Raw genomic sequence first — 15,130 nt, 5'->3', positions numbered from 1 at the left:
TATGGCACACCCACGGAAATAAGGTTTGTCCAGTGACGGGGTCCGTCACTGTCGCGGCGCAGTCAGCAACTGATCAGGCCGTCGAGTGGCGTTCGATCAGGTCCCGATAGTGACTCTCGTCGCGGACGCCGACGATCTGTTCGGCGACCTCGCCGTCTGCGAAGACGATCACGGTCGGGACGCCTCGGACCTGGTACTGGCTCGCGAGTTGCTGGTGGGCGTCGACGTCGACCTTGGCCATCGCCGCGTCGGTGTCGGCGGCGAGTTCCTCGACGATCGGCTCCAGCATCTTGCACGGACCACACCAGTCCGCGTAGAAGTCGACCATGACGACGTCGTGGGCGTCGACGACCTCACTGAAGTGATCGGTTCCCTCGACGTGAATCGGTTCGTCCGGTGCTTGCGTCGTCTCCGTGGTGTCCTGTTGCATGAGTTGCTCTTTCTTGCGTTGTTTGATCGCGTCGATATCGTCTCCGCCGCTCATAGCGGTTTCACGTACGTCACAGGCCTGTTTAAGTGTTGTGAATGTATCATACAAGACCGATTCGAGATGGGCCGATATACAACGGACGATCGTGACGAATTTGGGTGGCCAAATGCGCCGGTTCCGCCCGGATCGACTCGGTGGATCGGCAGTCGAGTGTGGCCTCGTGACGGCCCTTGATCGTCTTAGAGTGATGCACACCACTCACAACACTTTTGAACACGACCCCCGTAGAACGCCGTAGAATGTCAGAGTCGATCAACGAGTACCTCCAACAGGACATGGAATGTGAGGGGTTACTCGAGTGTATCCACGGACTCAAGGAACTCGACCGGGAGGTGTTCGTGACCTTGACCGGACGCGCCGAGCCGATGACGATCGACGAGATCGCCGAGGCCGTCGACCGGGAACGTTCGACTGCGTATCGGGCGGTCCAGCGACTCCTCCAGTCGGGATTCATCCAGAAGGAACAGGTCAACTACGACCAGGGCGGGTACTACCACGTCTATCATCCGACGGACCCGGACCAGATCGCCGACCAGATGCAGCGGACGCTCAACGACTGGTACGCCAAGATGGGCCAGCTCATCGGCGAGTTCCGCGAGAAGTACGACCCAGAGGCCATCGTCGACTCGCCGACCGACGGCTAATTTTGCCAAGCGGCGGACGTTTCGTTCGACTTTTGCCGAGCGGCGGACGTTTCGTTCGACCGACGGATGTTAGTAGCCCCGCGCTCGTGGACACGAGCAAGTTCCCCGTTGGATGGTCCGAACGTACTACGACGTCCTCGGCGTCGAGGAGTCGGCCTCGACGGCCGAGATCGAAACGGCCTACCGCGACCGGCTCAAGGAGACCCATCCCGACGTTACCGACGACCCGGACGCGACCGACGCCGTCCAGGTAGTCATCGACGCCCGAGACGTCCTGACCGACGAAGCCGAGCGCGCCCGCTACGATCGGCTGGGCCACGAAGCCTACGTATCGGGCGATCCGACGCGGAGCGTCTCGAAATCCAGCGACTCGACAGGTCCGACGGCAAGCCGAACGCGATCTGACGACACTGATTTCGGACAGTCCGAGCGTACCTCGACGAGTGGTGGCGAGTCGGGCCGACGCCGACAGACAGCACACACAGGCCGCGAGCGGACGCCTGGTTCTCCCCCGTCTGAGAGGCCACGAGACGCCGATCGACGGCAATCGGCCGGTGGCGCGGACGCCGGCCACGCCTGGGCGAACGGCGCTGGTGGGACGGTCGCCCAGCCGTCGGACCCGAACGCAGTCCGGTGGAGTCGGCTGTTCCCGACGGGCCAGTCGGTCGTGCTCTTGCTCGCGGCGTTCGTCTGCTATCCGCCGTTCGTCCTCTTTAGCGTCTATCCGCCATTTCCGACTGTCTTCAACCTCATCGTCGCGGCGTGTACGCTCGTGCTCGCCGGCTATCTGGTCTCCCTGCCGGAGGTCGGCGTGGTCGTCTTCGGGTTCTGGGGACTCGTCACGGCCGGCGCGATGGTGAGTGGTTCCCTCGGCGTCCTCACGCTCCCCGGTGTCCTCGCGATGACAGCTACCTGGATCCCGTTCGGGCTGTCGGTCGTCGTATTTCGACTCGTCAGATACTGAAGAGAAGGTCAGCCCACAGGGAGTACGTCAGGACAGCGTAGCCTGGACTGCCTCGTGGATCGCTTCCCGGGTGCGGTGGCTCTCCGCCGCGTCGAAGCCGACTTCGATGATCTGTGTGCCGGACGCACCAAGGGACTCTCGATAGAGCGATTCGAATGCGTCGAGCGACCCCGCTCGGACGAATTCGGCGTCGTAGAGTTCGCCGACGGGCGAGAAATCCAGGCCGTGTGGTGTCTTGAAGAACTCGCCGAACGGTGGGTCGAAGTTCTCGATCGGGAGCATGTGGAAGATGCCGCCGCCGTCGTTGTTGAGCACGACGATCGTCGCGTCGACGTCTGCTCGCTGTAGGGCGAGCAGCCCGTTCATGTCGTGATAGAACGACACATCGCCGAGGACGGCGACGACCGGGCCGTCGGCCGCGCTCGCGGCTCCCAGCGCCGTACTGGTGACGCCGTCGATCCCGCTCACGCCGCGATTGCCCAGGACCCGGACGGGCGTCGATCCCGGCTGGCCGAACCGGTCGAGCTCACGGACGGGCATGCTGTTGCCGACGACAAGGGTCGATCCCGTCGGGAGATTCGCCGCGACGGTCGAGAGCGCGCCGCCTTCGAAGTGAGCGTCGGCCGTTCGTTCTGCGACCAGCGACCAGTAGTCGTCCTCGGCGCGTTCGAAGCGTTCGCGCCACGCCGCACTCCCGCCGGGCTCGATTCGCTCGGCCAGCGCCCCAGCGAGTCGTGTGGGATCGGCGACAAGCAAGTCACTCGCCGTGAACTCGGCCTCGCGCCACTCGCCGGCCGGATCGACCACGAACTGGCGGGCGTCTCCATCCCGGAGATAGTGTCTGAGAACCTTCGAGGTGGGAGAGGCCCCGAACCGAACGACGATGTCGGGGTCGGGCCAGTCCCACGCCTCGCTCGCGTCGAGATACGAGTCGTACCCGCCACAGATCGGGACGTCTTCGGCGTGTCCAAACCGGTGGCCCGAGAGTGGATCGGCAAGAACGGGGAAACCACTCGCGCGGGCGAGCGCGGCCAGCGTGTCCCTGCTCGGCGTGGGCTGACTCGCCGGGCCAGCGACGACGAGTCCGCGATCGGCCCCCTCGAGGGCGTCGACGACGCGATCGCGTTCCCCGGAAGCGAGCGTCGGCGTCCCCCGGGTGACGTCGACGAACGGCCCGTCGCGCCCCTCGACTGCCAGCGGCGCGCGATCGCCGAGGTCCTCCGGGACGTCACCCTCGACGTGGATTGGTTCGAGTGGCTTCCGGAAGGGGACGTCGAGGTGGACGGGACCCGCGGGCGTCCCGGTCGCGTCGGCGACAGCGCGGGCCGCCGTCACTCGAAGCGAGCGGAGCGCCCGCGGTCGCGGCGCTGGCTCGGGCAGCGTCTTGTACGTCCGGACGGCCGACCCGTAGAGTTTCGTCTGGTCGACGGTCTGGTTCGCGCCGCTGTCCTGGAGTTCCGGTGGCCGATCGGCAGTCAGAACGACAAGCGGCACCCTGCCCTCGCTCGCTTCCATCACGGCGGGGTGGAGGTTCGCCGTCGCCGTCCCCGAGGTCGTGACGACGGCCGTCGGCGCGCCGGTCTGGCGACCCCGGCCGAGCGCGAAGAAGGCGGCCGAGCGTTCGTCGAGCAGCGAGACTGCCTCGACGTCGTCGTGGGCTGCGAAGGCAGTCGTCAGGGGTGTCGAGCGGCTCCCCGGCGCGAGACAGGCGTACTCGACGCCGGCGGCGGCGAGTTCGTCGACGAGCGTCTCCGCCCACAGCGTGTTGCGGTTAGGGGCCGTCATCGGAGGGCGTCGAGGACCGGCCGGTACTTGAGCTGTATCTCGTCCCACTCGGCGTCGGGGTCGCTGTCGGCGACGATGCCGGCCCCCGCAAACAGTGTGGCCGCCCGATCGCGGGCCAGCGCCGACCGAATGCCGACCGCGAACTCGCCGTCGCCGGCCGCGTCGAACCACCCGACAGGGGCGGCGTACCACCCGCGGTCGAAGGCTTCCGCATCACGGATCGCCGCCAGCGCCTCGTCCGGTGGCAGTCCCCCGACCGCCGGCGTCGGGTGGAGCGCCTCCACCAGCGAGAGGACGTGGACGTCCGTCGCGAGGGTCGCCTCGATCGGCGTCTGGAGGTGCTGGACGGTCGCGAGCTGTCTGACGGTGCGCTCGCCGGTCTCGACGCTCTCGGCGAAGTCGTCGAGTTGCTCCCGGATGGCATCGACGACGAGCGCGTGTTCGTGGGTGTCCTTTCGACTCTCGGCGAGTTCCTCGGCGAGCCACTCGTCTTCGGCCTGGGTGTCGCCGCGCCCGGTCGACCCGGCCAGTGCCGCCGTCTGCACTCGGCGACCGTCCCGCCGTAGTAGACGCTCGGGTGTCGCCCCGAAGAACGTCCCCGCGTCTGTGTTCCCGGGCGCGAACCCGAAGCGATAGCAGTCCGGGTAGGTCTCCCCGAGTCGGCCGAGAGCGGCGGGCGCGGACAGCGATCCCGCGAGGTCGACGGTCTGTGCGCCGGCCAGGACGACTTTCAGGAGGTCGCCACGGTCGATCCGGTCGACGGCAGCCTCGACCTGCGCGATCCAGGCGTCGCGATCGGGGATTTCTGACCGGATCCTGATCCCCGGCGGCGACGTGGTCGGTGGGCTGGCGTCGGCCAACTTCTCTCGCCAGCGATCGAGGGCTGTCTCGGCGGTGCTCTCGGCGTCCGGGCCGACGGCAGCCGTCGTCAGCCAGGTCCGGCCGTCGCGTTCGACGACCGAGACCGCCGGCAGGTGAAAGTTCGCGTCCGGAAAGCCCGTCCAGTCGGCCTCCGGATGGTGGCCCCCGTCTCCGTCGTGGAACGCGAACCCACCGAACAGCCGCGGGCGAGCGAACGTCGGGAGGGACGACTGGACGTCCCGGTCTGCGAAGAGGGCCGCCGCCTGCCGGCGAACGCGTTCGAACCGATCGCCGTCCGTCGCGGTGATCGTCGCCGCGGCACCCGTCGCCGCGACTGTCTCTTCGGGGCCGGCCCAGGCCGTCCAGGGTCGGTCGCGGACGGCCGCGTCGAGAACGGCGGCTGGCGCGACGTCTTCGAGCTGGCAGCCACGCACGGCGAGAGCGTCGCCGTCGTGGGCAGTTCCAACAGTGTCGGCACGCACTGACTCCATCTGGGTCGTCTAGGGGAACAATCCATTAAGGGCTGACGATACCCTCACTGGCGGGCGTTCGTGGGGGCCGACTCGCCGCTCCGTGCGTGGGCCAGTTCAAGCAGATTCTTATACCTCCCTCCCTGTGGATGGAACACGATGTACGCGCCCAGACACGCGTCTTCGATAGCCGAGGTGAACGTGCGATGAGCGATCCGCAGGACGAAGTCCGGGCGTACACAGTTCGGCTCGAACTCGTCGACGAACCGGGAGAACTCCTCCGGGCGCTGGAACCGATCGCCGACAATGGCGGCAACCTCCTGAGTATCTACCACGAACGCGGGAACATGACTCCCCGGGGTCACATCCCCGTCGAGGTCGATCTCGAAGCGTCGCCCGAGCGCTTCGACGGGATCGTCGACGCGCTCAGAGACGCGGGCGTCAACGTCATCCAGGCCGGCAAGGAACGCTACAGCGAGGAGCTCACTGTCGTCCTCGTCGGCCACCTCGTGGATACGGACCTCTCGGATACGCTCTCGCAACTCCGGGCGGAGAACGGTGCGGTGACTGATATTTCACTCACCGCCCCAGAGGGCGCAGACGAGGTCTCGAGTGCGCGCCTCCGACTCCGGACCGAGCAGGGAGCAGTCGACGACACGCTCGAAGCGGTCCGATCTGTGGCCGACCAGAAAGACCTCCGCGTCGTCGCGCCGCTCGCACCGGGGGGTGAGGCCTGATGGACCTCGCGATCATGGGGACGGGGACGGTCGGGAGTTCCGTCGCAGAACTCGCCGGCGAGTACGGACACACGGTCACCGCGATGGCCAACGTCGACGCCGCGGCGATCGACCCCGACGGCATCGACACGGCGGCAGCACTGCAACGCCAGCAATCCGAGGGCCAAGCCCACCTGGGCGACGCCGATCCCGACGATGTCCTGGCTGCCGAGTACGACGCCCTCGTCGAGGTGACGCCCGTCACGCTGGGTGACGCCGAACCGGGCTTCAGCCACGTCGAGGCCGCCCTCGAACGCGACAAACACGTCGTGCTCGCGAACAAGGGGCCGATGGCCGAACGCTACGCCGACGTCCGCGCTCTCGAAGCCGAAAGCACGGGTGAAGTCCGCTTCGAGGCCACCGTCGCGGGTGCGATCCCCGTGCTCTCGACCATCGAAGACTACGGCCCCGGGACGATGACTGCCGTCCGGGGCGTGTTCAACGGGACGGCGAACTTCATCCTCACGCGAATGGCCGCCGAAGGACTGGGCTACGAGCACGTCCTCGCGGAGGCCCAGGACCTGGGTGTCGCCGAGGCCGATCCGGCCTTCGACGTCGAAGGGACCGACGCCGCCCTGAAGTGCGTCATCCTGGCGAACGTCCTCGCTGAGGGCGACCGCGAGTTCTCCCTCGCGGACGCGACCGTCGAGGGGATCAAGGATATCCCCGGCACCGCGCTCGAACTCGCCCGCGAGGACGGTCGGACGATCCGGCTGATCGGCGAGGTCACCGGCGACGAGATCCGGGTGAGTCCGCGACTCGTCCCCGAGCACAGCGAACTCGCCGTCAGCGGGACGACCAATATCGTCCAACTCGAAACCGAAAATGCGGGGCGGCTCAATCTCTCGGGCCGGGGCGCGGGCGGCCCCGAGACCGCGACGGCGATTCTCGCGGACGTCAATCGGCTCCCCGACCGCTGATCGCAGTTACTCTTCCGCGGTCCGCTACGTCATCCGAAACGATTCATTCGACGTCGAGCGCCGGCTCCTGGCGTTCGGTCCCTTCCGGTCGACGGGACGTCGCGGTTTCCCCTTCGTCCAATCTGTCGAGGGCGTTTCTGATCGAATCTGTGTCCGTCGCCTGTGCGTCTTCAGTCTCCAGCAATGCTTCGAGCCCCCGTTCGAGTGCTTCTTCGTCGATCTCTCCCTCCGCGTATCGACGTCGGAGTGCGTCCAGCGGGTCGTCCGCGTTCCCGTCCTCGCTGTTGGTCTCGCCGTCGCCGATCCCCGCTGCCAGGTCCCGTATCTCCGTCGCTCGCTCGATCTCTTCGGCCGGGTCACTCAGACTCCCGGCGAGAATGCCGGCGACGGGAACCAGCAGGAACCAACCGACGATGAAGACGATCGCCGCCGCTCCCCCGCCCACAAACATCCCGGCGAGCAGTCCCGCCGGCAGCGTTGCGACCGCGAAGACGGCTGTGAGTCCTTCGAAGACGCGATGCAGTCCACTCATGCGTGGCGCTGGGTCTGCCTGTGGCATAACTGTATTGTCGGAGATGCCCGGCGGCCGGATCGGCCCCTCGTGATTCCCTGTCGACCGTTCTGTCCACTCATCGACCGTTGGTGGCCCGCTCCCGCTCGAATCGAGTGGCCACAACCCGACTGGGGGCCCGTGACAGCGGTTCCCAAATCGCAAGACAGCGCCGTCGTGATTTACGCTCGCTATCGAAATGGTTTTAACACCAACAGCCGAACGATTCCGATACAGCGCCTCTGCGCGTGAGATTCAAATGAGTGAGGATACAGCACACCAGAACCTCGCCATCATCGGACACGTCGACCACGGGAAGTCCACTCTCGTCGGTCGACTGCTGTTCGAGACTGGCAGCGTTCCGGAGCACGTCATCGAGCAGCACCGAGAGGAAGCCGAAGAGAAGGGCAAGGGCGGCTTCGAGTTCGCCTACGTCATGGACAACCTCGCCGAGGAGCGCGAGCGTGGTGTCACCATCGACATCGCCCACCAGGAGTTCGACACGGAGGAGTACAACTTCACCATCGTCGACTGTCCGGGCCACCGTGACTTCGTGAAGAACATGATCACGGGCGCGTCCCAGGCCGACAACGCCGTCCTCGTGGTCGCCGCCGACGACGGCGTCCAGCCCCAGACCCAGGAGCACGTCTTCCTGGCCCGCACCCTGGGTATCGACGAGCTCATCGTCGCGGTCAACAAGATGGACCTCGTCGACTACGAGCAGAACCGCTACGACGAGGTCGTCGAGGAAGTCAAGGATCTGCTCAAGCAGGTCCAGTTCAACACCGAGGACGCGAGCTTCATCCCCTCCTCGGCGTTCGAGGGTGACAACGTCGAGCACGCAAGCGACAACATGCCGTGGTACGATGGGCCGACCATCCTCGAGGCACTCAACGACCTGCCGGAGCCCGAACCGCCGACGGACGCCCCGCTCCGGCTGCCGATTCAGGACGTCTACACCATCTCCGGTATCGGGACCGTCCCGGTCGGCCGGATCGAGACTGGCCAGATGTTCCCCGGTGACGACGTGAGCTTCCAGCCCAGCGACGTCGGCGGCGAGGTCAAGACCGTCGAGATGCACCACGAGGAAGTCGACAGCGCGGGCCCCGGCGACAACGTCGGGTTCAACGTCCGTGGCATCGGCAAGGACGACATCCGTCGCGGTGACGTCTGTGGTCCGGCCGACGACCCGCCGACGGTCGCCGAGACCTTCCAGGCCCAGATCGTCGTCATGCAGCACCCGAGCGTAATTACGGCCGGTTACACGCCGGTCTTCCACGCCCACACGGCACAGGTCGCCTGTACGATCGAGTCACTCGACGCGAAGATCGACCCCTCCTCCGGCGAGGTCGCCGAGGAGAACCCTGACTTCATCGAGTCGGGCGACGCCGCGAAGGTGACCATCCGACCGCAAAAGCCCCTCAGCATCGAGGCGGCTGGCGACATCCCCGAACTCGGGAGCTTTGCCATCCGTGACATGGGCCAGACCATCGCGGCCGGACAGGTCCTCAGCGTCGACGAGCGCGAATAATGCAGCAAGCACGCGTCCGTCTCGCCGGGACGAGCCCCGCAGACCTGGACGACATCTGCGACGACGTCCAGGAGATCGCGAACAAGACCGGTGTCGAGCTGTCCGGTCCGGTGCCGCTCCCGACGAAGACGCTCGAAGTTCCCGCCCGAAAGTCCCCGGACGGTGAGGGGACCGCCACGTGGGAGCACTGGGAGATGCGCGTCCACAAGCGTCTGATCGACATCGACGCCGACGAACGTGCGCTCCGCCAGCTGATGCGCATCCAGGTTCCGAACGACGTCTCGATCGAGATCGTCCTCGAGGACTGAGCGGTCGGCGGTTTCGGGTCGCGAACCCGACGACTGACTGTCGATCGATCGACGATCCCCGTGCGCCCTCACGCGCAGGTCGAATCGTCGGATTCAACTATCCGCATCCCGGATCTTCCCATGCGGGCTCGTAGATCAGTGGCAGATCGCTTCCTTCGCAAGGAAGAGGCCCGGGGTTCAAATCCCCGCGAGTCCACTCGTGGTTCGCGCGTTGCGCGAACACACTCGTTCCCTCGCGTGGTCACACTCGCTGCGAGACGTTCGCGGTGCTCACGTCTCGCACCTCGCGTGACCCCCGCGAGTCCACTCTTGCTCCCGCCCGGCTTCTTGCCGATGACCATGACCGACGCCGAAAAGTCGATGCCGAACAGGACGAGCTCGAAGAGCTTCGCCTGAACGCCACTCGGGAGTACGAAGAACGGACTCACGAACGCATCGTTTGGGTCGGTCACCTACCACCTGAATTGCGTTCCGGCAGGTCACACCACAAACACCGGACGAACTCGTTCCGTGGATTCACGTACCGTCCGCCCCTCCGTCCGATATGGACCTCGACGCGCTTCGCGACGACATTCCCGTCCTTGATGAGGTCGCGTACCTGAACACCGGTGCGAGCAGCCCCGCCCCACGGTCGGTCGTCGAAGCGACGACGGACTGGATCGAATATCACAACTTCGAGGCCCCGACTGACGAGGGGATCTACCCGCACGCCTGGGACAGCTACGAGGCGGCCCGCGAGACCATCGCCCCGTTTCTGGGTGTCCCGCCGGAAACCATCGCCCTCACCGGCAGCACCGTCCACGGCATCAACTTGATCGTCTCGTCGATCGACTGGCAACCCGGCGACGTCGTCGTCCGGACCGACCTCGAACACCCAGCGGGCACCCTCCCGTTCGACCGCATGGCTGACCTCCACGGGATCGACGTCCGCACGCTCGAAACTACCGACGGTCGGATCGACCTCGACGAACTCCGGACGGCCGTCGAGGACGCTCGACTGCTCGCGATGAGTTCCGTCACCTGGAGTCACGGCACCCGGTTGCCGGTCGAGGAAGCGGTCGACATCGCCCACGACGCAGGCGCGCGCGTCCTGATCGACGCTGTCCAGTCGCCGGGGCAGCGACCCGTCGACTTCGAGTCGTGGGGCGCGGACTTCGTCGCCGGCTCTGGCCACAAGTGGCTGCTGGGGCCCTGGGGCGCTGGCTTCCTCTATGTCGCGCCGGATGCGATCGACGCACTCACCCCGCGACAGATCGGCTACCGGAGCGTCGAGGATCCGTCAGCGTCTCCGTTCGAGTACAAGCCTGGGGCCGCCCGGTTCGAACTCGGGACGGCCTCGCCCGCCCCGCACGTCGGCCTCGCCGCGGCGATCGACCTGCTGGAGTCGATCGGGATGGAAACTGTGCAAACCCGGATCGAACGACTGACCGACCGGCTGAAAGACGGCCTCGGCGATCGGCTCATGAGTCCCCGAGAGTACGAGTCGGGCCTGGTCACGTTCGCGGCCGACGATCCCGAGGCGACGGTCGAGCGACTGGCAGACGCTGGTGTTGTCGTTCGCTCACTCCCGTTTCCGGAGGCAGTCCGAGCTTCGGTTCACGGGTTCAACACCGCGGCGGATATTGACCGGCTACTCGACGGTCTGTGAGCAGACGGCCGCCGGCCTGGTGGGATTTTGGGACGCCCTGGTCAGGCCGTTTCGAAGCGCGAACGGATGAGTGCCGCTTCGCCCTTCTGGAGGTGCTCGCTCGCGGTACTCGACGAACAGCCCAGTGCCTCGGCCACGTCGGCGTGTGTTGCGCCACGTGGCTGGTCGTAGTAGCCAAGATCGAGTGCCGTCCGGACTGCCTCCCGCTGGCGATCGCTGAGTACCGTCGCGGGTTCGGGACGCGTCGGCGCGCCGGATCTGATCCCTTCGAGTGTGACCTCGGCACCGTCGGGCATCGCGTCCAGCAGGCTCTGGAGTTGCTCCGCGTCGCCGACGAGTCGGACGGACACGTAACCGTCCCGGTAGACGATCGGTTTGACGACGATGACTCCCGCCGTCCGAATCGCGGACAGGACCGACGCGAGGAGCGGTCCAGGGTCGATACCGGCCCGGAGATACGTCCGTCCGGGCTCGATCGGGGCGAGGTCCCAGGTCACCCCCGATAGCGTCTCGAGTTCGGTCCGAAGCCGCTCCCGATTTCCCTCGACGACGAACAGCGCCGTCGGCCGCTCGGTCAGACTCCACTCGACCAGCCGCGTCTCCGTGACGAACGGTGCCTCGGCGATCAACTGGAAGATCGGCGGCGTGCGGTCCGGATCCGGAGACGTTCGCACCTGGGCGTGCTTCATAGGCGCACCGATTCCCCTCTGAAACTTAAATCAGCCTGCTATAGCCGGCAGAATCCCTACCGCAGTTCCCGCCGACGTTCCAGTCATGTCACGGGTTGATTCAGAGGTCATCCTCGATGGTCTGGAAAAGACCTTCGGGGATACAACGGCGCTCCGGGGTATCGATCTCGAACTCGCCGAGCCGTCGATCGTGGGAATCGCCGGCCCGAACGGGTCGGGAAAGACGACACTCCTTCGCTGTCTGCTCGGGGTGGAAACGCCGACGGCCGGCGAGGCACGGATCGACGGAACGGCGGCCCGAACGCTCGGCGCGGCCGATCGCGCTCGGATCGGGTACATGCCACAGCACCGGGCACTCTACGAGGACCTCACCGTGCGAGAGAACCTGGCGTTTTTCGCGCGACTGTACGGCGTCGAGAACCGTGCGGATGCCATCGAGCGTGCACTCTCGACGGTGTCGCTGGCCGAGCGGGCCGAAAGCCGGATCGCGTCCCTCTCGGGCGGGATGATCAGACGCGCGAGCCTCGCGTGTGCCTTCGTCCACGATCCTGCACTCCTCGTCCTCGACGAACCGACTGTCGGCCTCGATCCGGAACTCCGGGCATCGATGTGGGACGCGTTCCGTGATCGACGCGACGGTGGGGCGACGATCCTGGTTTCGACGCATTACCTCGCGGAGGCCTCCCAGTGTGATCAGGTGCTCTTTCTGCGGGACGGTCGCGTACTCGCGTTCGACGACCCCGAGTCCCACCGCGAGCGCACCGGCACAAATTCGATGGAAGCGGCGTTTCTCGCCTTGCTCGAGGCGGAGTTATGATCCGCGGAACCCTCCCGGTCGCGATCCGTATCCTCCGCGGGTTACGGGGTGATCGGCGGACGCTCGGACTCGTCGTGGTCGTCCCCGTGTTCATCATCTATCTCTTCAGTGAAGTCTTCGCCCGTCCCGAACCTGTCACGCCGATCCTGTTGGGTGTGTTCGTGTTCTTCCTGACGTACATTCTGACGGCGATCGGGTTCCTTCGGGAGCGAACGGCCGGGACGCTCGAACGGGTGCTTGTTTCGCCGATCTCTCGCAGCGGGTTCGTCCTGGGGTACGTCCTCGGCTACGGCGTCCTCGCCGCGATCCAGTCCGTGATTCTGTTGACCTCGGCGATCGTCTTCCTGGAGACGAGTTTTGCGAACGGCCTCGCGCTGTTCGTACTCGTCGAGTTGCTGGGGGCGTTCTCGGCGCTCGGGATCGGCGTGGTGTTGTCGCTGTTCGCCCGCACCGAGTTCCAGGCGATCCAGTTCATCCCCCTGGTCATCTCCCCGCAGGTCATCCTCGGTGGCACCTTCACGCCGGTCGAGACGTTGCCGGTGTATCTCGAGTGGCCGGCCAGAGCGATGCCGATAACGTACCTCATCGACGCGATGGAATACGTCATCCTGGATGGGGGGAGTCAGACGGACTTCGTCACGGCACTGGGCGTGCTCGCACTCATGTCGATAGCGACGATCGGTCTGGCGACGCTGACGATACGCTGAACTCCACAACCAACGGTACTCCCCGTCGGAACGCCGAACGTGTTCACTCGTCGCCGATCGGCCGACGACGGAGTTCGTCGATCTGGTCGCGCAGCCGGTCGAGTTCGGATTCGAGTTCCTCCCGGCGATCGATGAGGTTGCTCAACTCTTCGGTGTTCACGGAGAACTCCTCGTCGAGTGCGGCGTCCAGAGAATCGGTCGTCGACTGGACGAACTGCGTCGCCACACCGAGGATCTCCTCGGGCGATTCACACCCCTCGTAGAGGTCGACCGACCCGGACGAAACCGTATAGCGGATCAGGGGTAGCTCTTCCTCGGCGTGATAGCTGGTCGTCGTCTGGAGGCCAGTCACTGGATTCCGCCGATCGTGGGCCTGCTCGCGCCTGACGACGTTGAATGGCTGCTCTAAGGCGGGATACGTCTCGGCGAGATCCCGAAGTCGATCGGCGGCAGACACGTCGAGTTGGGCTTCGACGTCGCCGAAGAACTGCGCCGAGCCGGTCAGGCTCAACGCGATCGTGAAGAAGACGCCCTGGTCGGTCTCGGCGAGTGACCGGATCCGTTCGCGCACCCCTTCGTGGTCACCCTCGAGCGCCTGGCGATCGAGATCGTCGAGTAGCGCCCGCACCCCTGCCTCGCGCTGTAGATACTCCTCGGCGAGCATGCCCGGGAGTTCGCCGCTGGGTTCGTCCGGCTGGTCCATGCTCGCCGTTTCGGGTCGCAATACAAAACCCTTCTCGCCTAGCATTGTCTGTATCCAATCCTGTAAGCCTCCCAGGAGTTGCTGGGAAGTAGAATGAGAACAGCAAGAAAGCCCCGTGTCGTTCGACGTCGTCGGCGCGTAGCGCCGACTTCAAGCGGGACCTCGGTCCCGCACTGGCTGCGACTCGCTGTGGACCTCACTCACTACGTTCGTTGCGGTCTCTGCTCACGGCGGCGAAGCCGCCGTTCGCATGGTCCGAGGAACCTGCGGTCCCTCGCTACTTACATCGTCTCGCTCGTCGAACTACACGCCCCTTTCAGTCCCACCCGGCGTGGCAAACCAAATTGGGCGGGACTGAAAGGGGCAGCCGGCTACGCGAACCCGGCCGACGTAAGCACCACAGGGAGCGAAGCGACCGAGGAGCGCAGCGAGGCCTGGGAGCGTAGCCGGCTGGGGCTTTCTTGCTGTTGAAAGAAGAGCTGACGTCACCACACTAGACGAATACTGAACTCCATATCGGCGAAAGGCAATTGATGGGGAGGGTCGAACCAGTCCCCATGATCGAGTGTCCGTACTGTGGTGCCGACGCCGAGGACGACGCGCGGTACTGTGACCGGTGTGGGGAACGGCTCAGCGGTGCTACGGAGCCGCGTGACGGATTCTTACACCGCTCGTCGATCCAGTACCTCCAGGGCGTTCGTCACGGCGCACGACCACTCGACCCCGAGGTTGCCTATCACGACCAGCTGCTGGCGGACGTGCGTGCCGGCCTCGCTGACTTCTCACATCTCACCGCCGTCGAGGAACTGGATCTCCACGAAGTCCTGGACATCGACGACGACACGCTCGCGGACCTCGGGGACGCTCCGGATCCAGACACCGACCTGGAACCCGACGTCAGGCAGGCACTTGGCGTCGCTGCGCTCGTCGCGTTGCTCGAGAACTCCTACGACGGGACCACGCTCGACGAGATCCGCGCCCAGGCGGCCAGCATGGACGAGTAGACGCGACTGGACGCTCCTCTCTGTTCCGGTGTTCCCCGGCCCAGGTTGCTCGGCACTGCCGTCTTCCTCCAGGATTTGAATTTGAGAAGACGCCCGGAGCGGGATTTGAACCGGATGAAGACTCGCTACCGCTCGTCTTCCAGGGTTCAAATCCCTTTTTGGGTATTTGCGGCTCGCGAGTTTGCTCGCCGCAAAAGTACGCCCGGAGCGGGATTGTGAACCGAAGCCAGACGTGCTCACTTCGTTGCGCGCGACTGGCAGGG

Annotated in this window: 16 protein-coding genes and 1 tRNA gene; 11 read left to right on the top strand and 6 right to left on the bottom strand. The window is 65.7% G+C overall.

The window, feature by feature from the left end:
- Nucleotides 1-73: 73 nt before the first annotated feature.
- Nucleotides 74-484 carry a thioredoxin gene (trxA, locus tag HTIA_RS03445; protein WP_008527834.1) on the bottom strand — a complete coding sequence of 137 codons (411 nt, stop codon included), beginning with the start codon at nt 482-484 and terminating at the stop codon, nt 74-76.
- A 245-nt stretch (nt 485-729) separates the two neighbouring features.
- Between trxA and HTIA_RS03440 the strand changes: the two genes are divergently transcribed.
- Together HTIA_RS03440 and HTIA_RS03435 are read left to right on the top strand one after the other, a co-directional pair.
- Nucleotides 730-1,134, top strand: coding sequence for a helix-turn-helix domain-containing protein (locus tag HTIA_RS03440; protein WP_008527835.1), 405 nt, complete (start codon nt 730-732; stop codon nt 1,132-1,134).
- A gap of 112 nt (nt 1,135-1,246) precedes the next feature.
- On the top strand, nt 1,247-2,098 hold the full coding sequence (locus tag HTIA_RS03435; protein WP_008527836.1) for a J domain-containing protein: 852 nt from the start codon (nt 1,247-1,249) through the stop codon (nt 2,096-2,098).
- A 27-nt stretch (nt 2,099-2,125) separates the two neighbouring features.
- On the opposite strand, the gene menD is transcribed toward HTIA_RS03435, so the two are convergent.
- Nucleotides 2,126-3,883 carry a 2-succinyl-5-enolpyruvyl-6-hydroxy-3-cyclohexene-1-carboxylic-acid synthase gene (gene menD / locus HTIA_RS03430; protein ID WP_008527837.1) on the bottom strand — a complete coding sequence of 586 codons (1,758 nt, stop codon included), beginning with the start codon at nt 3,881-3,883 and terminating at the stop codon, nt 2,126-2,128.
- Nucleotides 3,880-5,235: an isochorismate synthase gene (locus HTIA_RS03425; protein ID WP_008527838.1), complete on the bottom strand. Its 1,356-nt coding sequence runs from the start codon at nt 5,233-5,235 to the stop codon at nt 3,880-3,882. Before HTIA_RS03425 ends, menD begins: the two co-directional genes overlap by 4 nt.
- A gap of 185 nt (nt 5,236-5,420) precedes the next feature.
- Here HTIA_RS03425 and HTIA_RS03420 point away from each other — a divergent pair, with 185 nt between their 5' ends.
- Both HTIA_RS03420 and HTIA_RS03415 read left to right on the top strand, forming a co-directional pair.
- Nucleotides 5,421-5,951, top strand: a complete 531-nt coding sequence (locus HTIA_RS03420) for an amino acid-binding protein (RefSeq protein WP_008527839.1) — start codon at nt 5,421-5,423, stop codon at nt 5,949-5,951.
- Entirely contained in the window at nt 5,951-6,910 is a 960-nt protein-coding gene (locus tag HTIA_RS03415) for a homoserine dehydrogenase (protein ID WP_008527840.1), read from the top strand. Before HTIA_RS03420 ends, HTIA_RS03415 begins: the two co-directional genes overlap by 1 nt.
- A 43-nt stretch (nt 6,911-6,953) precedes the next feature.
- Here HTIA_RS03415 and HTIA_RS03410 read toward each other — a convergent pair whose 3' ends face one another.
- Complete coding sequence (locus HTIA_RS03410; RefSeq protein ID WP_008527841.1) at nt 6,954-7,442, bottom strand: SHOCT domain-containing protein; 489 nt, start codon at nt 7,440-7,442, stop codon at nt 6,954-6,956.
- A gap of 277 nt (nt 7,443-7,719) precedes the next feature.
- Between HTIA_RS03410 and tuf the strand changes: the two genes are divergently transcribed.
- The 4 genes from tuf (at nt 7,720) to HTIA_RS03390 (ending at nt 10,947) form a co-directional block, all read left to right on the top strand.
- Nucleotides 7,720-8,991: a translation elongation factor EF-1 subunit alpha gene (gene tuf, locus HTIA_RS03405; protein ID WP_008527842.1), complete on the top strand. Its 1,272-nt coding sequence runs from the start codon at nt 7,720-7,722 to the stop codon at nt 8,989-8,991.
- Complete coding sequence (gene rpsJ, locus HTIA_RS03400) at nt 8,988-9,299, top strand: 30S ribosomal protein S10 (protein WP_198408540.1); 312 nt, start codon at nt 8,988-8,990, stop codon at nt 9,297-9,299. The genes tuf and rpsJ overlap by 4 nt, the downstream gene beginning before the upstream one ends.
- Before the next feature lie 124 nt (nt 9,300-9,423).
- Nucleotides 9,424-9,495 (top strand) — tRNA-Ala (locus HTIA_RS03395).
- Nucleotides 9,496-9,843: 348 nt separating this feature from the next.
- The gene (locus tag HTIA_RS03390) at nt 9,844-10,947 is read left to right on the top strand and encodes an aminotransferase class V-fold PLP-dependent enzyme (protein WP_008527844.1); all 1,104 of its coding nucleotides are present in this window, start codon (nt 9,844-9,846) and stop codon (nt 10,945-10,947) included.
- A gap of 41 nt (nt 10,948-10,988) precedes the next feature.
- Here HTIA_RS03390 and HTIA_RS03385 read toward each other — a convergent pair whose 3' ends face one another.
- Nucleotides 10,989-11,636 (bottom strand): helix-turn-helix domain-containing protein, encoded by a 648-nt coding sequence (locus HTIA_RS03385; protein WP_008527846.1) that lies wholly within the window; start codon nt 11,634-11,636, stop codon nt 10,989-10,991.
- An 85-nt stretch (nt 11,637-11,721) separates the two neighbouring features.
- On the opposite strand from HTIA_RS03385, the gene HTIA_RS03380 reads away from it, so the two are divergent.
- Together HTIA_RS03380 and HTIA_RS03375 are read left to right on the top strand one after the other, a co-directional pair.
- Nucleotides 11,722-12,453 (top strand): ABC transporter ATP-binding protein, encoded by a 732-nt coding sequence (locus tag HTIA_RS03380; RefSeq protein ID WP_008527849.1) that lies wholly within the window; start codon nt 11,722-11,724, stop codon nt 12,451-12,453.
- Nucleotides 12,450-13,160, top strand: a complete 711-nt coding sequence (locus HTIA_RS03375; protein WP_008527850.1) for an ABC transporter permease — start codon at nt 12,450-12,452, stop codon at nt 13,158-13,160. Before HTIA_RS03380 ends, HTIA_RS03375 begins: the two co-directional genes overlap by 4 nt.
- Nucleotides 13,161-13,203: 43 nt before the next feature.
- On the opposite strand, the gene HTIA_RS03370 is transcribed toward HTIA_RS03375, so the two are convergent.
- Nucleotides 13,204-13,863, bottom strand: coding sequence for a hypothetical protein (locus HTIA_RS03370; protein ID WP_008527851.1), 660 nt, complete (start codon nt 13,861-13,863; stop codon nt 13,204-13,206).
- Nucleotides 13,864-14,420: 557 nt separating this feature from the next.
- Between HTIA_RS03370 and HTIA_RS03365 the strand changes: the two genes are divergently transcribed.
- Entirely contained in the window at nt 14,421-14,867 is a 447-nt protein-coding gene (locus HTIA_RS03365) for a zinc ribbon domain-containing protein (protein WP_008527852.1), read from the top strand.
- The last annotated feature ends 263 nt before the right edge of the window (nt 14,868-15,130 follow it).

Origin of the sequence: Halorhabdus tiamatea SARL4B (assembly GCF_000470655.1) — an archaeon.
Taxonomy (GTDB): domain Archaea; phylum Halobacteriota; class Halobacteria; order Halobacteriales; family Haloarculaceae; genus Halorhabdus; species Halorhabdus tiamatea.
Note: the sequence above shows the minus strand (reverse complement) of the source record. Positions and strands in the feature narration are given on the sequence as shown.